The organism is Oceanobacillus sp. Castelsardo (assembly GCF_001659985.1).
Taxonomy (GTDB): Bacteria; Bacillota; Bacilli; order Bacillales; family Amphibacillaceae; genus Oceanobacillus.
In genome coordinates this window covers 89,623-108,839 of record NZ_LYCS01000001.1, presented here as the reverse complement: position 1 = coordinate 108,839, position 19,217 = coordinate 89,623, and the positions used below count along the sequence as shown (strand labels likewise).

The window sequence follows — 19,217 nt, the reverse complement described above, 5'->3', positions numbered from 1 at the left end:
CCCTCCTATTTACAGAATATATGTTTTCCAATTTGTTTAATTTGCGGTCTAGACCAAATCCAAGCTGAAGTTGCTGTATCTGGATTAAAATAATATTGCGCATTGCCTGTTGGATCCCACCCATTAATAGCATCCAAGACCGCTTTCCTTGCTGTTTCATTAGGTGTAAGCCATATTTGGCCATCAGCAACGGCGGTAAATGCTCTTGGTTCGAAAATAACACCTGAAACTGTATTGGGGAAAGTTGGACTTTCTAGTCGATTTAAAATAACTGCAGCCACTGCAACTTGTCCTTCGTATGGTTCTCCCCTTGCTTCTCCATACACCGCATTCGCCATTAATTGAATATCATTTTGTGAGAATCCTTGGGGTACATTTACTGCCGTTACATTAGGCCCCCCACCTGTAGCTTGTCCTTGTTGATTGCTATTGGATGCTTGATTATTATTCGATGGTTGTTGCTTTGCCCCACTCTGATTATTTGATTTTGGTGGACTAGATTGTTTATTTTTATCTACCCCACCATAATGAGTAAATTTATTTCCACTTTCTATCTGTTTTTTTACATATGCTTTATCATAATTTGTAACTTGAACTAGTTTATCTTTTGTCGTTTGTCCAGCTAAACCGTCTATTTCCATACCAAATTCATATTGAAAATTTCTCAATGCCCAATAAGTCCCCCAACCAAAAACTCCATCAATTTTGCCATTATAAAACCCTATATATTGTAATCTTGCTTGTAATTCAATAACATCATCACCAACTGCCCCTTGTTGAATAACCTGTGAACTAAATGCGTGAACTGTCTTTGAATCATTCGATGCTCCAAATACTACAAACAAGGTGAACATAATTATAATTAGTAGACTTGTTCGCTTATAGATCATTGCATTGCCTCCTGATACCAAGTTTTGTATATCTATTTTTTGATAAACTCCCCTTTTTATACACCAATAGTAAATTCTTCAAATATGTAGTTTTTCAAAGGAGGTAAAAAAACAGAAGGAACCTGATGTACACGAAGACATCAGGTTCCTTCTATTGATAGGTAAAGCTATAATTTCTATAAAGTTGTTGCTTGGTTTGCTACTTTCATACGGTGTAAGGCAACTAACCAAAGAATAATCATAAATGGAATAAGATAATAAGTCCAATTACTTTTAATACCAGTTAGTATGTAATTGTATATACCGTGTAGTAGAAATGGAAAAACAAAAGCAAAAATACGGTTCCAATTAGTATGACAGTCTGTTACTTTTGCCCTACCAAAATAATAACCCATTATCACACCAAAAAGTGCATGTGATGATACGGGAAAGAAAGCCCTTAAAAAGGCATACTCTATTCCATTCGTTAATAAATAAAGAATATTTTCTAATGAAGCAAATCCTAAACTAATAGCTACAGCATATACAATCCCATCATAATGGTCATCGAATTCCTCATGATGATAAATCATATAGATAAATAAAAACCACTTAGAAAATTCCTCTAATAATGCAACAAAGAAAAAAGAATGTATAAAATTACTACTTGTCAAATTTTCCGCAGCTAAAGCATATTGAATAAACATAATAGGAAAAACTAATAATGCACCAGAAATAAACATTTTTACAATAAGTGAAATGGGTTCAGTAAACCGATCTTTTAAATATATAAATGACATTATCGCAAAGGCTGGAGCTAAACCAGCTGATAATAACCCAACCATTTATCTAAACCTCTTTTCGATTCACTACTATTATCCTAACATGAGGTATCTGTTATGAAAATACTAATTATAAAAATCATACGAAGTAATCATTATTGTATCTTCAAATAAAAAATAGCGGGAAAAATTTCCCGCTATTTTTTACTAATTATGGATTTAGCAATACCTTGACCGTGAAAGCGACCATTTTCAATAAATATTTCATTATTGTTGAAACCACTTGCTACAACACCTGCTATATACAATCCCGGTACATTCGTTTCATAGGTTGTTTCATTATAATCTGGCTTTCCAGTATTCTTATCTACATGTACTCCTATATCCTCCAAAAAAGTGACATTAGGTTGGTAACCTGTCATAGCAAAAACAAAATCATTTTTAATTGTATATTCTTGATCATCCACAGAATATGTAACCGTGTCATTTGTTATTTCCGTCATTTGCGAGTTAAATACCATATTTACACGCCCATTCCGTACTAATGAGTCAAATTCTGGTAATATCCATGGTTTTACACTTGTTGAATATTCATTTCCCCGGTAAAGGACCGTTACCCTAGCACCAGCTTTATGTAACTCTAACGTAGCATCAACAGCAGAGTTCTTCCCTCCTATTACAACCACATCTTTATCAAAGTATGGATGTGGTTCCTTGAAATAGTGCATAACTTTAGGAAGATTTTCCCCAGGGACGTGTATGTAATTCGGTTGGTCATAATACCCCGTGGCAACTACTACATGATTGGATTTATAAATTCTATCTTCTCCATCCATCCTCTTCGTTTCAACAACAAACGAATGATCCCCAGTTCTAATAACATTATGTACATTTTCAAATGAATGGATTCTCAGGTTTTTCCTTAATGCAACTTCTCTATAATATGCTAGTGCCTGATTTCTAACTGGTTTTTTATTTTCGGTAATAAATGGGACATCACCAATTTCCAATTTTTCACTTGAACTAAAAAAGGTTTGATGTGTTGGGAATTGATAAATCGTATTTACAATATTTTCTTTTTCTATAATAAGTGGATTTATACCCGCATTTTGTAATTCAATCGCACATGCCATTCCACAAGGTCCTCCACCTACTATAATAACCTCCTCGTGATGCAATTTCTTCACTTCCTTTATAAAATTAAAAAAACTCTTACCCTATTATAAATGATAAGAGTTTTTTCGTCCTTATTCTTGCTTTGTCCAGCTCCATCACTACAGCTACAGCAAAATTTCCTTCACCTTATAACAATTAAAGGCAAAAGTATATTTTATTTAGATACTGTTTTACACGGCAGATTTTTTGGTTAAAGGGGTTATTGAAGTCCAGGATGTCACGTTCTTAACCTGCACTTTTGATTACACCCAGCCTCTGAATCTAGATGCCTCTGCCATTTTTCTAACACCGACCATATACGCTGCCAATCGCATATCTACCCGCCTAGTTTGCGCTGTATTATAAATAGTATTAAATGATTTTATCATGATTTCATTAAGTTTTTGGTCAATTTCTTGTTCTGACCAATAATAACCTTGGTTATTTTGAACCCACTCAAAATAAGATACCGTAACTCCTCCGGCTGAGGCTAGTACATCAGGCACAAGTAAGATTCCACTGTCCGTTAAAATCTTTGTTGCTTCCATTGTTGTTGGTCCATTTGCAGCCTCTACAACAATATTTGCTTTAATATTTTTCGCATTTTCTTTCGTAATTTGATTTTCAACTGCTGCTGGCACTAGAATATCACACTCTTGCTCCAATAATTCTTTGTTTGTTATCGTATTATTAAATAGCTTTGTAACAGTACCAAAACTATCTCGTCTATCAAGCAAATAATCAATATCTAGCCCTTTTGGATCATAAAGAGCCCCATAAGCATCTGATATACCAACAACCTTCGCCCCAGAATCATGCAGAAATTTAGAAAGATAACTACCTGCGTTACCAAACCCCTGTACAATTACTCTAGCATCTTTCACTTTTAACCCTTTTTTATTAGCCGCTTCCTTAAGAACTATTGTTACGCCTTTTGCAGTTGCAGTCTCTCTTCCATGAGATCCTCCCAAAACAACAGGCTTTCCAGTTATAAATCCAGGACTATTAAACTCATCAATTCGACTATATTCATCCATCATCCATGCCATAATTTGTGAGTTTGTAAACACATCTGGAGCAGGAATATCCTTCGTCGGTCCTACAATTTGACTAATCGCTCGTACATATCCACGACTAAGACCTTCTAATTCACGAAAGGACATTTCCCTTGGATCACAAACAATTCCACCTTTTGCCCCACCATATGGAAGATCAACAATTCCAGCTTTTAAACTCATCCATATAGCAAGTGCCTTAATTTCTTTCTCCGTTACTTTTGGATGAAACCTTATTCCACCTTTTGTAGGTCCAACAGCATCATTATGTTGAGCTCGATAGCCAGTAAAAACTTTAACTGTTCCATCATCCATCCTTACCGGAATTCGAACAGTCATCATCCTTAATGGCTCTTTGAGAAGCGAATAAACTTCCTCCGGGTAACCTAGTTTTTCTAATGCAGTTTTAATCACCGTACGTGTAGACGATAAAACATCCATGTTTTCTTGATTTGAATTAGAGTCTGCTGGTTGTTCGGCTACCATGCATTTACCTCCTACATTATGCACCAAAGTAATTTGCAAACATTCTATTTAATGACTAGTATACACGTTCACTATAAATATGCAATTAAAGTAAAAATTGTATTCAGTGGGGGCTTAATCCATCTCCAACTGAAATAATTTAACATCATAAGGATAACTTAACAAATTGCTCAACCATATCTTCGTAGGATATACCAACCGCTTTAGCCGAATCAGGAAAAAGACTCGTTGGAGTCATTCCAGGTAACGTATTAACCTCTAAAATAACTGGTACATTCTCATCAGATAAGATAAAATCTACTCTTGAATATGTTTCGCAACCTAATACTTGATGAGCTTGAACAGCGAATTTTTGAATTTGTTTTGTTAACTCCTCATCAATTTTTGCAGGTACAATATGTTCACTACCACCCGGTGCATACTTCGATTCATAATCATAATAAGAATTTTTTGGTATAATTTCAATAATAGGAAGTGCCTTTTCATTACCTGGGGAACCCATTACTGGTACTGTTAATTCTTTTCCTTTAATGAAATCTTCTACTAAAATGGTATCATCACTATTAAACGCCTTGTTAACAGCATCGTAAATTTCTCTTTCATCATTAATGATGGATAACCCCAGAGTTGAACCTTCTTGATTTGGTTTTATTACAAACGGTATTTGAAAGGTCTCCCTAATACTAGTTACTATATCTTCCTTACTATACTTATCTAATAACGTGTATGTTTCACTTTTAGCAACTGGAATTTGGTTCATATCGAAAATTTGTTTAGCTTTTGCTTTATCCATAGCTAAAGCTGAGGCTAATACTCCTGAACCAACATATGGGATTTTTAACATTTCTAATAAACTTTGAATTCTACCGTCTTCTCCAAATCTTCCATGTAGACCTATAAAGACTAAGTCAACGTTTAACTGAATGATTTGTTCCAGACGATCCGGATGAAAATCAATTCCAATGACTTCATGACCTTTTGATTTTAATGCATTAATAATTCCATTTCCTGATGAGAGAGAGACTTCCCTTTCCCCAGAAATTCCGCCGTAAAGAACAGCAATCTTCATGTTACGCACTCCTCTGTAAACACGCTTTCAAACAATTATTAATTAGAAAACTTGGTATTCGCTAAAGATTAGGCGAATACCATAGTTTCATTATGCAGGATAAGGAATTTTATACTTTTATGCCCTACCAAAATACATCTATAATTTGTTGAACAGCATTATTTTCATATATTATTTTACCGTATTCATATAATCTATAGGAAGTTACAATACTAGGAGTTGCATACTCAGATAATATTGCAATGACATCTTCCCTTGTCTCAATTGATACATCATCTTCTTTAAAGAGCATATAATAACGATCATTCATATAATAAACTTGGCCACCAGTAATAGATTTAGAAGATAAATATGAAGTTGATTGGATTACATCTTCGAATTCGGAAAAGGAAAATAAAATTTCTTTACTTTCATCTAAAGTAACCTTCATTTCAATATAATCATCATCCCAATCCATCTCTTCTATTTCCTGTGTTACAATAACATGCATTCCCTGGGCTTGCATTAATTGAACCTGTACAAGTAGCATTCCCTCTAATTCAAATCCAATTTCTGAACTAGCCTCGTACATTACATCGCTGAATAAACTTCGGACACTTGATGCATCATTCCATAAATCTTTTGTCGTAAAACCCCGTTCCACTAGATCATCGAAATGTAGGAAAATAGAAAATTGATCATCAGACAAACGTTCCACCCGCATACCAGTATCCTCCTTTTTTGGTAGATAGGGAAGTAAAAGGTTTCCTATCTGTATAAATGCAAACTTAAGGCATTTATCAAGCCAAATTGCGAAAACCAAATTTCCTAATAAAACCATTAATTACATTATTATATGCATATTGATTTATTATTGAACTTTATCTGAGCAAGATTTCCTTAAAAACTTCTTAAAAATGGAAGAAAAATTGTTATAACTAAACCGTTAATTATTCTTCCATTAAAATAGTGCAACTCCTTTGTCACGGACTAACCCTCTATTTACGTTTAAGGGTAATGACATGACACTCAGCTTTTGTACCAAATCGGAATGGAAGCAAGGAGTATCCATAACCTTCACTAATTAAAATGGAGGTATTTCCAAATTTTTCAAAAGTGCCTTTCTCATAAGGCCCTAGTCCCCAAAATCGAATTTGCCCCCCATGGGTATGGGCGGATAAGACAATATTTATTCTTGCTTTATCATCATCCGGTAGTTCTGAATAATGAATCGGTATATGTGAAAGTAATATGGAATAATTTCCTTCCATTTCATTTAATGCCAAGTCCATCCTTGATTCCGCATATGTAGAACAATCAAGACCTATAACACTTAATATGGCATTTCCTTTTTTTATATTCTTACATTTGTTAGCTAATATATCTACATTTCCATTTTCTAATAATGTTTCTAAATTATAAGAGGTGACTTCATAATCATTATTACCCCATATAAAAATAGGTGGTTTTTTCCATTTCAACAATAATTGAAGATTTCTCCTAGTTCTTTCCATCGGTACGAATCTTTCAGTTAGATCCCCACCGATTATAACTGAATCTATTTTTTCGGAAATAGAGTTCAGCGTGGAATATCTCACACGCCGTCGATGTATATCCGATATATAAAAAATTCGATAATTTTCAAATTCCTTTGGGAGCTTTTCATCAAATATAGTAAGGTAATTTATTTTATCATGATGTGCCCTAAAAATCATATAAAATAAAAAGATAGGAAAAATGAAAATGATAAATAAATAACATTTCTTCAATGAATATTTCCCCTGACTAAAATATGTTTTCTCCTATAAAATAATACGCGCCAATAAGAAGGGCCGCGATTATTACGACGATAATAAGTCGAATTAAATGATTATCAATTTTAAAACGGGCTCTACTTTTATTCGTATGAAATTCCTTTCTAGGTGGCAAGTTTAACACGTCTATGATCGCTTTTTGAGGGTCTTCTTTTTTCCATTTCTTTTCATTTTCCATACCATCAAGCAGACTTCTAAGTTCTGATGCTTGGTCTTCTTTTGTTTTTACATTCATGTACATTACACCCCACCATTAAAGCGATTAATATTAAGAGTCAACTAACTTTACCTACTATTATCTAGTAATAGAAGCTTTTTTAGTTTATTTTCCCAATTTAGCTCTGAACTACTTTCGATTTCCTGTTGTTCTGGACTCCATTCTGACCACGTAAATCCACAGTTACTACAACATTGAAACTCTGCTCCATTATGTACCGGTTGAAAACTTTGATATAAGGTATCTCTTAAACACTTATCTTCGTGAATCCATTTATTAATTTCAGTTAGTTTACCTATCTTTAGTTTAACACGGCTCTTTACAACATGGAATATAGATTGATAAATGTCTTTCCAAATTTCACTATAATCCATAATTTTAATACCATTGATCAAATTGTGTTTCTCTAACTGATATCGTAAAAATCTCCATTGGGTTTCGTTTAGGTTTAAAAGATTTTGTATTTGTACATCATCGTTAGGTAAATCCATATCTTGTAAAGATAAATCACGAAGATATCGAAATACATTAGATAAAATATTCTCATCGGGTAATTCATTTTTTATTAAATTATTCGGTAGTAACATATCACTTTTAGAAAAAAGTAATAAGCTAACACTTGATTTTCCATCTCTTCCAGCTCTTCCGACTTCCTGAATAAAAGATTCCAATTGCAACGGTATATGATAATGAATGATAAGTCTAATGTTACTTTTATTAATCCCCATTCCGAAAGCACTTGTACAACAAACGATATCCAGTTGATTATTCATAAATTGCTGTTGAATCATAACTCGATCCATCGGTTCCATCCCGGCATGGTAAAAACCGACTCTCCTATCTTGTAAGTTCTCGGAAAGGTATCTAGTAAAGTTTTCTGCCGCTAATCTGCTTGAAAAATAGATTAATGTAGGTATTTTATACTTTTTTAATAATGGAATCAGAATTTCACTTTTTTCTTGATCATTCTCCACTCTTTCTACACAAAAGGCAATATTGGGCTTATCCATTGGATAGATATGTTTTACCATTTTCGGTTTATTTAAAGATGTTATTATATCCGTTTGTACCTCTGGTGTTGCTGTAGCGCTTAATGCTAATGTAGGAGGAGTTCCTAATTTTTCAATAATTGAGCTTAACTTTAAATAGTCCGGTCTGAATTCATGTCCCCACTGAGAAATACAATGTGCTTCATCTATAACAAAAAGAGAAACTTTTACACCTTGAAATAATTTAATAATGAAGGTTTGATTCAGGAGTTCTGGAGAAATAAAAAGAAGTTTATATGTATGGATCTTTCTATAAATTTCTCTTCTTTCTTCAAAATTCATGAAACTATTGATTGCAATTACTTTTTTGAAATGATTTGCTTTCATTTCCTTCACTTGATCCATCATTAAAGAAATTAAAGGTGAAACAACAATCGTTAATCCATCCATTATGATGGCTGGCAACTGATAACATATCGATTTTCCCGAACCAGTTGGCAAGATTCCTAGCACATCTTTCCCGTTAAGTACATCCTGTATAATCTCTTTTTGGCCGGGTCGAAAAGTAGAAAAGTGGAAATGCTTTAGTAATTCATGTTCCAAATCTAATTCCAATTAATTTCCTCCTATTTTTTGTTTATTCATAACTGCTAAAACTAACCGGATTTGAAAGTAGCTAATTTCGTTTTTAACTAGTTCCTTAATATCTTTTAAGCGATGGGAATGCGCCCTTTTTACCGCACAAAGAATTTCATTTTGTTCCTCAACATTGACGTACTGATCAATTGGAAACTGATCATCATATAAAGCAATTTCTACTAAATGATCGTAGATAGTATTTATTTTTAAACGTCTTACATTTGAAATTTGCTCAACGGTTAATCCATTTAAAAAATATTTATAAGTTTCACTAGCCGAATTCGTAATTTGTGATAAAGATGATTGATTATCTACCATAGTTGAAAGAACTGGAAATTTCGTAGAGTTAACTTCCAAAGTATTTAATATACGATGAATGATACTAATTAAGATTAGGTGTATATCATCTACCGTCATTTCATATTCCTTTGCCAATTGAAATAAACTCATACCATAAGATTGATAACCTGTTAGTCGATCAACGAAAATATTTGCTTCCTTCTCCGTTAATTGGAATAAACAAAGCTTTAATTCGCTATATATTTTTTGTAAGATCACTGATTCCGAACCCTTCACCTGTCTAAACATATTTCTCACCCATAATTCTATTTGCGGATTATTCACAACTGGGATAAAGGAATAAAAGTTCATTTTACTATTCGTTAAGGTTTGGACAAGCAACAGTAGTCGCCCGATAAAAACATCTGTTTTATCATAATATAGTAACCCTTTAAAGAATAAAGAATAAGATTGATTGTTTTTCCATACTAATCCTTGATGGGAAATATTATGTGTCATTTCTTTTTCGTCTACTTTTTCTAATAAGTCACCTTTCACTAATTCTTGAATTTTCTTATCATAATACCCTTTTGAAATATTTTTATAGATGCCATAATATGGATCTAATGAATATATATGAGCATCTTGTACGGTTTGAATCGACCTCTTTCCTTTTAATAAGTGATATATACTTGAAGAGCTTCGTTCAGCTTGTATGTTTTGAAAACAATCTAGTAATATCCGCTCGAATATCAATCAAGGAACCCCCTTCCCATAGCATGTTCATAAGTAAGATTGATTAATATTTTATTTAATTTTACAATAAAGATAGTTGTTTTTGTTTTATTTTAGGAGGATTATAATGTCGATATTTACTATAGTAAATCAAGAAACTTGTATCGCTTGTGGAGCATGTGGGGCGGCAGCACCAGAAGTATTTGATTATGATGATGAAGGTATTTCGTACGTTATAATCGACGATAATAAAGGTACAAAACGCGTTCCAAAAAAATGTGTGGATGATGTATTAGACGCTTATGAAGGTTGCCCTACAGATTCTATTAAAATTTCTAAGAAAACATTTGATGGGAATCCTTTAAAATTTGGAGAATAAATATATTATATGATAACAGGTTGAAAGAGGCTGGGACAAAAGTATATTAACCACATGAAATCCGAACATGATTGAGCGAATAATCGCTCCGGAAATTCGCTTTGATAGCACATTGTTCGTCTTTAAGGTCAAAAACTTTTGTTATGTCCCAGCCTCTTTACTCATATAAAGTGAATTAACGCTGATTGGTATTTTAAAAACATTATTTTACTTCATGTAAGTCAAAAATAATTTTATCACCAGATTGTACCTTATATTCCGCTGGCATCACAGTAAGAGGTTCATCATTTACAGTAATAACCCAAAGTAAATTTTCTTTCTCATTAGCCTTCTGTCTTTCAATTGAAGTGATTTGACCATTTACTTGCTCCGTGTAAAAATTATTTTGCATCAATTCAAGTAAATTTTCTCCGCTCTCAATTGAAATTTCCTCTTCTGTTAAGAATTCTGTTCCATTATTTTTAGAAACCGTAATTCGCACAAAATCTTCAGCAACTTCTTCTGAATGTGTACTATTTGAAGTCTTGGTTGTTACATTATTTTCATTTTCATTACTCTCCGAACATCCTGAAAAGATGAATAAGATGAAAAAAGTAACTAATATGATAGAATATTTTCCCACTATTGCCACTTCCTTAAAAATTATATAATCCCTCATGACTATATAATTTTAACACAATAAATAATTGATTTAAATTAAGATTTACTATTCTTTGGAATATTAAAAGTAAATGTTGTACCTTGATGTAGTTTACTTCTAACACTTATCGATCCTCTATGTGCATTTACTATATTCTTAGCAATTGCCAATCCAAGCCCTGTTCCTTTTTTCTCTTTGTTTCTAGTTCTTGATTTATCCGCTTTGTAAAATCTTTCAAAAACAAATGGTAAATCTTCTTCAGGTATTCCACTACCATTATCTTCAATAGACACACTAAGTTCATTTTCATTATTTTTTACGGATACTTTCACAGAGCCATTTTCTTCTGTATGGCGAATCGCATTATCAATTAGATTAGTAAAAACCTGCTCTACACGATCGGGATCTAATAGAGCATTATTACTAGTGATATTATTTTCAAATAGTAACTCTATCTGGTTATCGGCTGCTATGCCATGAAATTTCTTTAAGATTCTTTCAACGAAAGCTTGAATTTCAACCTCTTCCTTATTGAGCTGAATATGTCCAGCTTCCATTCGAGCTAAATCAAGTAATTCATTTACTAATCTACCCATTCTTAATGATTCATCATGAATAATCTTAGCGAGTTCATTTTTCTCTTCTTTACTTTCTGCAATATCATCAACAATCGCTTCACTATATCCTTGAAGCATCGATATAGGTGTTCTTAGTTCATGAGATACATTCGCGATAAAGTCTTTTCTTAACTTGTCTAAGCGCCTTTCTTCAGTCATATCACGAATAACAGCTACAGCTCCACGTACCTGTGAGCCATCATATAAAGGTGTCATAAGCATCACATAGTTTCTACCTTGAATAATTATTTCACGTAGTACTTTGTCCTCCCCACCGATGACCTCTTCCAAAACTTCTTTTAATTCAGTAGGAAGAGGTTTATTAGAAAGATTTGTACTTACATTATATTCAAAGTACCAGTTTTCTAGAAACTTCTCTGCTGGGGGATTAATGATAATCATATCCCCATTTCTGTTTAATGTAACAACACCATCCGCCATGGATGTTACGATGCCAGAAAATTGTTCCTTTTCTTGTCTAAGAGCATTAATATGAAACTTAAGTTGTCTACCCATACGATTGAATTCAATCGCTAAGTCACCAATTTCATCATGCGTCAAAATAGGTACCTTCGTATTAAATTCACCCCTAGTTAGCTCGTGTGCTGCTTCTCGCATCTTGATTAATGGCGAGGTTATACGAGTAGAAAGAAAGACAGCAAAAAATGTAGTTAAGACAAGAGCGATACCAGCTGCTAAATAAATAATTTTTCTAGTTTCTAACTTTGTTTGCTCTACTGCCTGTAAAGACTGATAAACAAAAACACCGCCATTATTTAATACAGGTTTTCCAACAATAATAGCATCCACATCACTATGGGGTAATGTAATTTGTTTTTTTAATTCTTTTGAATTCGTCATTACTTCCACTAATTCAGAATCGCTATTAATCCAATCCTCTTCTAACCTATACAGATGATCATCATTACTTTCCGAAACCCAAAAATCACCATCCGGATAAATAATGACTACTCGATTATTGGGATCTTTTACTAAGTCTGTAGTCTCTTGAATAACTTGATGATCTTCTTGTTCGTCTACCAAATAAGAAATTTTTGTTGCTGTTTTCATCATACTTGTTTCAGCTTCATTAAGATGGAAGTTCTCAAAAAACTGTAATAAAAAAATAGATAATATAAATAATACAAAGCAAACTAGCAGTAAAATAGTTATTGCTAGCTTGACCACTACACTACGCCAAAACATTACTTATCATCAACCTCAAATTTGTAACCGACACCCCATACCGTTACAATCATTTTTGCAGCGTCTTTAGAAACCTTACTCAATTTTTCTCTTAGCCGCTTCACATGAGTATCGACTGTCCTTAAATCCCCAAAAAATTCATACTGCCATACTTCTTTAAGTAAAACTTCTCGATTGAATACTTTATCTGGGGATTTAGCTAAAAAGCATAGTAATTCATATTCCTTCGGTGTTAAACTAACCTCCTGCTCTTCTGCAGTTACTCGATGAGCATCATAGTCAATCGTTATATGAGGAAAGACTAATAAATCTTTCGAAACGACTTCTTGTTCATTAAAAGAGGCCACATTTACTCTTCGTAATAATGCTTTAACACGTAGAACTGCTTCACGTGGACTAAATGGTTTTACAATATAGTCATCTGCACCTACTTCAAAACCTTGAACTCGGTTTGCTTCTTCCCCTTTAGCGGTTAACATGATTACCGGTGTAGATTTTTCTTTTCTTAATTTCTGACAAACTTCTATTCCATCCATTTCGGGCATCATAATATCTAAAATAATAACATGATAGTTATTTTCTAACGCCATTTCGAGAGCATCTTTACCATTGTCAGCTTCTTCTATTATATAATCCTCTCGTTCAAGATACATTCTAATTAATCTTCTAATTCTATCTTCATCATCCACAATTAAAATTTTTGTTTCTTGTGACATCAAAATCCCCCTATACATCCGATTATCATATATTAATTATAAACGAAAGTGACCAAAATGTATAAAGAAGTGGACGAGGTTATGAAAACCTCGTCCCTCTTTATTTTTTATGCATATGAATGTAATCCAGCTAAAACTAGATTTACAACAATTAAGTTAAACATAATAATTCCAAAGCCTATTACAGCTAGCCAAGCAGATTTTTTACCATGCCAACCTCTTGAAAGTCGCAGGTGTAAGTATGCCGCATAAAATAACCATGTAACAAATGCCCAAACTTCCTTTGGATCCCAGCCCCAAAATCTTCCCCAAGCAATTTCCGCCCAAATCGCAGCGAAGATTAAACCACCAAGTGTAAAAACTGGAAATCCAATCGCAACCGAACGATACTCTATTTCATCTAATAAATCAGCTTTTATATTTTTTAATAAATGTTGAAGAGTTGCACCAACGCGTTTTCTTAAGATCAATCTAGTAATTAAATAAATAATGGTTCCAGTAATAACAGACCAAATTAATGTATTAAATTTACGTCCCGCATCTTCCCCTTGGAACCATTCTGGTGTTTCAAACCATGGTTGCATGACGTCTTCTGTTACTAATGTACTATTGGTTGGAGCCGCAATAGCAGGTAAATGATAATCTGTTGTTACCGTGCGATTTCCAGGTCCATATTCAAAAGTAGCATTATAGTTCATTAAATTGAAAGAAGTTGTAATAACAATAAATCCAATGAATACAAATAAAATATACATGACTATTTCCAACCATGTTGTTTCTTTACTTTTCACAGTTTGATCAATCTCTTTTATCAAGTACATTAAACCTACTACAAAACTTATCCCTAGTATACCTTGACCTAATGCAACGGTTGTAACATGAATATATAACCAGTGACTTTGCAACGAAGGTACTAATGGTGATATATCAGTTGGAAACATACTTGCGTAAGCGATGATGATCATAGAGATAGGAAGAGCAAATAATCCTAAGAAACTTAATTTGTAATATGCATATAGAATTATAAAAGCGAATACTAAAGCCATACCTAGAAAAGTTAGGAACTCAAACATATTACTAACTGGAGCATGTCCACTAGAAATCCATCTTGTTGTAAAGTAAACAAGCTGTGCTAGAAATCCAATAATCGTAAGTGTGATGGCGATTTTTCCTGAAAATCCCTTTTTATTATTATCTGTTTGTTTATCTTTAATAGTAGCACCAAAGAAAAATGTAGCAATTAAATACAAAATAAAAGCTGTATATAATGCTGTACTACTAATATTTAATAGATCCATGGAAAATACCTCCTTGATTCTTTACGAAAAAGATTATTTATCTTTTTCGTCTAGTTCCTGCTGATCTTCAACCATTTTAATATTTGTATTTTGGGTAACGACTTCTATATCTTTCTTTAGGCCAAACCAGTTTTTATTTGTATGAGCCGCCATTACCAATGAACCATCTTTTCTCTTATGGATCCATATTCTTCTATGTTGCCAATACATACCTTGAATAACACCAATCATAAAAATAGCTGCACCTATACCAAAAAATGGTAGGGATCGATCATATTTAAATGTCAGGCCACTAACATCGTGCATTTCAAATTCTTGAATGCCTAGCTTATAGTTATTTTCTCCTGTTCCATCTATGTTTCTTCCAATTCCAACAAAACTTACCTCTGGCTTATCATTTCCCTCACTATAAATAGAAAATACAAAAGCTGGATTTCGCGGGAAATTGGTTTCAGAAGCTGGAATGCCATTATCATCTAAATAATAGTCTGGATAGTATTGATCCAAAACAACTTTAAAACCATTATCAAGTTCGAATTCAGGTTGAGGATTTCTTAAATCAACAGTAAAAGACCCCAATGATTTTTCGTCTGCATCTGATGTTTCATGAATTTTAAAAGTCATCGAAGAAAATTCATTTAATTGATACCAAGATTGAATTAATTCATAACCCTCGAAACTAAGTGGCTTATTCATTTGGATTGAATCCTCTACGATTGGCTCAAGTTCTGGTTCTTCACCAGGAATAGATCTATCTGCCTTATATACAACCACGTCTGTTTGATAGTTGCTGGCAACCATTCCTTCTTTACTTAAAGCTTCTTTAAATCTTTCATCATTTTCATCATGAGTTTCAAAAATAAAGTCTTTATTTTCGACATAATACTCTCCATTTGAGCCAGGTAAAACTTCTATTTCCCCTTCTCGTACCCAAACATACTCATTCATAAAAAATAAAGGTGTAGTACGTAAAATAGCGGCGATTAGGATAATAATTAAGCCAATATGATTGACATAGGGACCCCATCTAGAAAATCGACCCTTTTCCGCCAAAAGATAGCCCTCAGTCTCTTTAATGTTGTAACGACGTATCTTTAATTGTTTTTTAACCATATTCAATTCGTCATCAGTTGATGATTCTGTTTCACTGTATAAACGCTGTCTACTTAAAAAAGATTGATGTTTTTTTGGATTTTGATGTCTTAATGCTCTAAAAAGTGGTATAAATCTATCTAAACTACAAATGACTAACGAAACCCCAATTAAAGCAATTAGTAACATATACCACCATGATGAGTATAAATTATGTAAGCCTAGCTGATAGAATATAAGCCCCAATACGCCATATTGACTCTCGTAGAATACGGCTGGATCACGATTTGGCGCATCTGCTGGTATGTACATTTCTTGCGGGAAGATGGTCCCAATCATAGAGGCAATTAAAGCTAAGACAATTAGCCATACCCCTACTTTAACAGAAGAAAAGAAACTCCAAATTCGATCCACAATCGATTTATTATACGTTTTGGATCGTCTTGCTGTACCGTCATAACGCATATTTAATAGTTTTTTCCCCTCGTTACCATCAATATGTTGGTTCTCTTCTATTGGTTTTCCACAGGATTCACAAAGTACGGTACCCAATGGATTAACGTGACCGCATTCACATTTAACTTGTTTCATTACTGACCCCCCATGTTGTTGTATGGATAAAATCAATTATTCCGGTAAAATACTTTGCAATGATCGCTCTAACTTTTCTAGTGTAAGTGCTCCATTTACAACTTCTTTAATTTCTCCATCCGGACTGATAAAAAAGGTACTTGGAATTGGCCCTACTTTGTATAAATCTCTGATTTCACCCGTTGTATCATGTAATACCGGAAACGTTAAATCATACTTATCAATAAAGCGGTTAATTACTAATTCCGTGTTATCTAAACTAACTGCAAGGATCTCAATTCCTTTATCATGATATTCAGGGTATAGTTTCTCCATATAAGGCATTTCAGCTTCACAGGGTTTACACCAAGTTCCCCAAAAATTCAACATTACCCCTTTCCCTTCTAAATTACTTAATTGGACGTTTTCTAGATTATTATTGTGACTAACTTGTTTTAATTGAAAATCTGGTGCTGAATCCCCTGCACGATAAATAGAATTATCAGCTTTAGAATTAGAAACAATTGCAAAAATAGTAGCTCCGATTAAAACTACTAAAATAATCGAACGAAAGATTAATCGATTCCTTTTTTTTATTTTTTTTGACTTTTTCCTATTTTCCAAACTCAATTTCAATCACTCCTTAGATGAGTATACCATTTTTTAAGAAGATGAAATTTGTCAATAATTCAACAATTTAATTTTGATTTGCTAAGTTATACATTTGTTTAACCTCTTTAGGAGTTAATGGACGATATTCACTACGCTTTAAGCCATCTAAATTTAAAAATCCATACCTTTCTCTCTTTAATTTCACCACTGGGAACCCTAACCCTTCCATCATCCTTCTTACATGTCTATTTTTCCCTTCATGAAGTGTTAGTTCTATAACCGTAGTCTCTGCCTTTTTATCTGTTGATATAATTCTATAATCTACAGCCTTAAGTAAATCTTTGTCAGATTTTACCCCTTTTTTAAGGTGTGTTAGATCCGTTTTTTTGAGTATGCCTTTCACTTTAGCTACATAAACCTTATCAATTTGATGTCTTGGATGCATAAGTAAGTTTGCAAAATCACCATCGTTGGTTAGTAAAATAATTCCAGAAGTATCGTAATCTAATCTTCCTATTGGAAATACACGTTCCTCTACTTCTTCACCAAGTAAATCTGTAATTACCTTTCTTCCTTTATCATCCTTAACACTGGAAATTACTCCACGTGGTTTATACATAAGAAAATATACTGGTAACTCTTTTTCCAGTGGAATTCCTTCCACTTCTACCTTATCACTATTAGACACTTTTGTTCCTAAAGTAGTTACCACTTTATCGTTTACCTTTACTTTTCCGTCTAAAATTAGTTGTTCTGCTTTTCTTCTAGAAGTAACTCCACTTTGAGCTATCACTTTTTGCAGTCTTTCCAAGTTGTTTGCCATCATATCACCATTCTTATAATTATTTTCATAAACAATAATAGCGCTAACAAGAAGTTAACGCCACTTTTTAGTATTACCCAAATACAAGGGTAACAATTATGATTGATGCAATTATACCAACTAAATCAGCTAAGAGTCCAACTTTTACGGCATATCTCATCTTTTTAATGCCTACAGCACCAAAATACACAGTTAAAATATACAATGTGGTGTCCGTACTTCCTTGCATGGTTGATGCAAGTCTGCCTATAAAAGAATCCGGCCCATGTGTTGCAATTAATTCTGATGTGACTCCCAATGCAGCATTTCCGGAAATGGGCCTAACTAGTGCTAATGGGACAATATCTGGAGGGATTCCTATTGCAGTTAATAGTGGAGCTATTAAACCAATAGACGCTTCTAACGCTCCTGAACTTCTTAAAATTGAGATAGCAACTAACATACCAACTAAAAAAGGAAGTAAAGAAAATGCTAATTTGACACCTTCCTTTCCTCCTTCAACAAATAGTTCGTAAGATGGAAGCTTTTTCCACTGTGCAATGCTTAGTACTAATAATAAAAAGCAAGGAATAAGCCAAGTGCTTACTGTAGTGATAATTCCCATTATTCCTTCCTCCTAAGGCTTCTATAATAAAAGAACCGATCCAATAATAATGCACTAGCTAATGCAGCAGCGGAAGCAATAATAGTAGTACCAACGATTTCAGTTGGTGAACTGGAGTTGTATTGCATCCGAATTGCGATTACTGTAGATGGAATTAAGGTTAAGCCTGCCGTATTTAAGGCTAAAAAAGTGATCATGGAGCGAGATGCAGTATCTGTTCCACTTAGTTTTTTCATCTCTTCCATTGCTTTTATTCCAAGTGGTGTGGCCGCATTTCCTAGACCAAATATATTCGCCGTGAAGTTGGATAAAATGTACCCCATTGCTGGATGATCTTTCGGAATTTCCGGGAATATTTTAACTACTATTGGACGCATTAGTCTTGCTAGCACTCTTAATATACCTGCTTCTTCTGCTATTTTCATAATCCCCAACCAAAACACTAGAATACTAATTAACCCAATAGATAGTTTTACGGCTTCATCTGCACTTTCAAATAGAGCTTTGTTGACTTCTTCCATCGTTCCATTAAACATCGCATAAACAATACCAACAATTGCCATAAATGCCCATATTAGATTAACCATATATA

General features: G+C 33.5%; 20 protein-coding genes. 1 reads left to right on the top strand and 19 read right to left on the bottom strand.

The window, feature by feature from the left end; translation table 11 throughout:
• Nucleotides 1-5: 5 nt before the first annotated feature.
• The 10 genes from sleB to A9178_RS00550 all read right to left on the bottom strand — a co-directional run bounded on the left by sleB (nucleotide 6) and on the right by A9178_RS00550 (nucleotide 10,089).
• A complete protein-coding gene (gene sleB, locus A9178_RS00595) occupies nucleotides 6-890 on the bottom strand; it encodes a spore cortex-lytic enzyme (protein ID WP_068671988.1) in 885 nt (294 codons plus the stop codon).
• A gap of 176 nt (nucleotides 891-1,066) precedes the next feature.
• Nucleotides 1,067-1,714, bottom strand: a complete 648-nt coding sequence (gene prsW, locus A9178_RS00590) for a glutamic-type intramembrane protease PrsW (protein ID WP_068671987.1) — start codon at nucleotides 1,712-1,714, stop codon at nucleotides 1,067-1,069.
• Nucleotides 1,715-1,848: 134 nt separating this feature from the next.
• Nucleotides 1,849-2,829, bottom strand: coding sequence for a YpdA family putative bacillithiol disulfide reductase (locus A9178_RS00585; protein WP_082918033.1), 981 nt, complete (start codon nucleotides 2,827-2,829; stop codon nucleotides 1,849-1,851).
• 240 nt (nucleotides 2,830-3,069) lie between these two features.
• On the bottom strand, nucleotides 3,070-4,347 hold the full coding sequence (locus A9178_RS00580; RefSeq protein ID WP_068671986.1) for a Glu/Leu/Phe/Val family dehydrogenase: 1,278 nt from the start codon (nucleotides 4,345-4,347) through the stop codon (nucleotides 3,070-3,072).
• A 145-nt stretch (nucleotides 4,348-4,492) separates the two neighbouring features.
• The gene (locus A9178_RS00575) at nucleotides 4,493-5,416 is read right to left on the bottom strand and encodes a D-alanine--D-alanine ligase (protein WP_068671985.1); all 924 of its coding nucleotides are present in this window, start codon (nucleotides 5,414-5,416) and stop codon (nucleotides 4,493-4,495) included.
• A 124-nt stretch (nucleotides 5,417-5,540) separates the two neighbouring features.
• Nucleotides 5,541-6,119, bottom strand: coding sequence for a genetic competence negative regulator (locus tag A9178_RS00570; RefSeq protein ID WP_068671984.1), 579 nt, complete (start codon nucleotides 6,117-6,119; stop codon nucleotides 5,541-5,543).
• A gap of 274 nt (nucleotides 6,120-6,393) precedes the next feature.
• The gene (locus A9178_RS00565; protein ID WP_082918032.1) at nucleotides 6,394-7,164 is read right to left on the bottom strand and encodes a metallophosphoesterase; all 771 of its coding nucleotides are present in this window, start codon (nucleotides 7,162-7,164) and stop codon (nucleotides 6,394-6,396) included.
• Between the two features lie 16 nt (nucleotides 7,165-7,180).
• On the bottom strand, nucleotides 7,181-7,444 hold the full coding sequence (locus A9178_RS00560) for a hypothetical protein (protein WP_156520665.1): 264 nt from the start codon (nucleotides 7,442-7,444) through the stop codon (nucleotides 7,181-7,183).
• 50 nt (nucleotides 7,445-7,494) lie between these two features.
• A complete protein-coding gene (locus tag A9178_RS00555; protein ID WP_068671982.1) occupies nucleotides 7,495-9,030 on the bottom strand; it encodes a RecQ family ATP-dependent DNA helicase in 1,536 nt (511 codons plus the stop codon).
• Entirely contained in the window at nucleotides 9,031-10,089 is a 1,059-nt protein-coding gene (locus A9178_RS00550; protein WP_068671981.1) for a YpbB family protein, read from the bottom strand. It lies immediately after the preceding gene.
• A gap of 106 nt (nucleotides 10,090-10,195) precedes the next feature.
• On the opposite strand from A9178_RS00550, the gene A9178_RS00545 reads away from it, so the two are divergent.
• Nucleotides 10,196-10,447 carry a ferredoxin gene (locus A9178_RS00545; RefSeq protein ID WP_068671980.1) on the top strand — a complete coding sequence of 84 codons (252 nt, stop codon included), beginning with the start codon at nucleotides 10,196-10,198 and terminating at the stop codon, nucleotides 10,445-10,447.
• Between the two features lie 202 nt (nucleotides 10,448-10,649).
• Here the strand turns inward: A9178_RS00545 and A9178_RS00540 are convergent, their stop codons facing one another.
• The 9 genes from A9178_RS00540 to A9178_RS00500 all read right to left on the bottom strand — a co-directional run bounded on the left by A9178_RS00540 (nucleotide 10,650) and on the right by A9178_RS00500 (nucleotide 19,212).
• Nucleotides 10,650-11,069: a DUF4430 domain-containing protein gene (locus A9178_RS00540; protein ID WP_068671979.1), complete on the bottom strand. Its 420-nt coding sequence runs from the start codon at nucleotides 11,067-11,069 to the stop codon at nucleotides 10,650-10,652.
• Nucleotides 11,070-11,143: 74 nt separating this feature from the next.
• A complete protein-coding gene (locus A9178_RS00535; RefSeq protein ID WP_068671978.1) occupies nucleotides 11,144-12,910 on the bottom strand; it encodes an ATP-binding protein in 1,767 nt (588 codons plus the stop codon).
• Nucleotides 12,910-13,626 carry a response regulator transcription factor gene (locus A9178_RS00530; RefSeq protein ID WP_068671977.1) on the bottom strand — a complete coding sequence of 239 codons (717 nt, stop codon included), beginning with the start codon at nucleotides 13,624-13,626 and terminating at the stop codon, nucleotides 12,910-12,912. Before A9178_RS00530 ends, A9178_RS00535 begins: the two co-directional genes overlap by 1 nt.
• A gap of 107 nt (nucleotides 13,627-13,733) precedes the next feature.
• On the bottom strand, nucleotides 13,734-14,924 hold the full coding sequence (ccsB, locus tag A9178_RS00525; protein WP_068671976.1) for a c-type cytochrome biogenesis protein CcsB: 1,191 nt from the start codon (nucleotides 14,922-14,924) through the stop codon (nucleotides 13,734-13,736).
• A 33-nt stretch (nucleotides 14,925-14,957) separates the two neighbouring features.
• Nucleotides 14,958-16,607 carry a cytochrome c biogenesis protein ResB gene (gene resB, locus A9178_RS00520; protein WP_068671975.1) on the bottom strand — a complete coding sequence of 550 codons (1,650 nt, stop codon included), beginning with the start codon at nucleotides 16,605-16,607 and terminating at the stop codon, nucleotides 14,958-14,960.
• 36 nt (nucleotides 16,608-16,643) lie between these two features.
• Entirely contained in the window at nucleotides 16,644-17,216 is a 573-nt protein-coding gene (gene resA / locus A9178_RS00515) for a thiol-disulfide oxidoreductase ResA (protein WP_068671974.1), read from the bottom strand.
• Between the two features lie 67 nt (nucleotides 17,217-17,283).
• Entirely contained in the window at nucleotides 17,284-18,021 is a 738-nt protein-coding gene (locus A9178_RS00510) for a pseudouridine synthase (protein ID WP_068671973.1), read from the bottom strand.
• A 73-nt stretch (nucleotides 18,022-18,094) separates the two neighbouring features.
• Entirely contained in the window at nucleotides 18,095-18,625 is a 531-nt protein-coding gene (locus A9178_RS00505) for a spore maturation protein (RefSeq protein WP_068671972.1), read from the bottom strand.
• A complete protein-coding gene (locus A9178_RS00500) occupies nucleotides 18,625-19,212 on the bottom strand; it encodes a nucleoside recognition domain-containing protein (protein WP_068671971.1) in 588 nt (195 codons plus the stop codon). The genes A9178_RS00505 and A9178_RS00500 overlap by 1 nt, the downstream gene beginning before the upstream one ends.
• Nucleotides 19,213-19,217 lie beyond the last annotated feature (5 nt).

Bases quoted from the DNA above. Each gene is read 5' to 3' on its own strand.
- sleB (WP_068671988.1), bottom strand. From the start codon at position 890: ATGATCTATAAGCGAACAAGTCTACTAATTATAATTATGTTCACCTTG.
- prsW (WP_068671987.1), bottom strand. From the start codon at position 1,714: ATGGTTGGGTTATTATCAGCTGGTTTAGCTCCAGCCTTTGCGATAATG.
- A9178_RS00580 (WP_068671986.1), bottom strand. From the start codon at position 4,347: ATGGTAGCCGAACAACCAGCAGACTCTAATTCAAATCAAGAAAACATG.
- A9178_RS00575 (WP_068671985.1), bottom strand. From the start codon at position 5,416: ATGAAGATTGCTGTTCTTTACGGCGGAATTTCTGGGGAAAGGGAAGTC.
- A9178_RS00570 (WP_068671984.1), bottom strand. From the start codon at position 6,119: ATGCGGGTGGAACGTTTGTCTGATGATCAATTTTCTATTTTCCTACAT.
- A9178_RS00560 (WP_156520665.1), bottom strand. From the start codon at position 7,444: ATGAATGTAAAAACAAAAGAAGACCAAGCATCAGAACTTAGAAGTCTG.
- A9178_RS00545 (WP_068671980.1), top strand. From the start codon at position 10,196: ATGTCGATATTTACTATAGTAAATCAAGAAACTTGTATCGCTTGTGGA.
- A9178_RS00535 (WP_068671978.1), bottom strand. From the start codon at position 12,910: ATGTTTTGGCGTAGTGTAGTGGTCAAGCTAGCAATAACTATTTTACTG.
- A9178_RS00530 (WP_068671977.1), bottom strand. From the start codon at position 13,626: ATGTCACAAGAAACAAAAATTTTAATTGTGGATGATGAAGATAGAATT.
- ccsB (WP_068671976.1), bottom strand. From the start codon at position 14,924: ATGGATCTATTAAATATTAGTAGTACAGCATTATATACAGCTTTTATT.
- resB (WP_068671975.1), bottom strand. From the start codon at position 16,607: ATGAAACAAGTTAAATGTGAATGCGGTCACGTTAATCCATTGGGTACC.
- A9178_RS00510 (WP_068671973.1), bottom strand. From the start codon at position 18,021: ATGGCAAACAACTTGGAAAGACTGCAAAAAGTGATAGCTCAAAGTGGA.
- A9178_RS00505 (WP_068671972.1), bottom strand. From the start codon at position 18,625: ATGGGAATTATCACTACAGTAAGCACTTGGCTTATTCCTTGCTTTTTA.
- A9178_RS00500 (WP_068671971.1), bottom strand. From the start codon at position 19,212: ATGGTTAATCTAATATGGGCATTTATGGCAATTGTTGGTATTGTTTAT.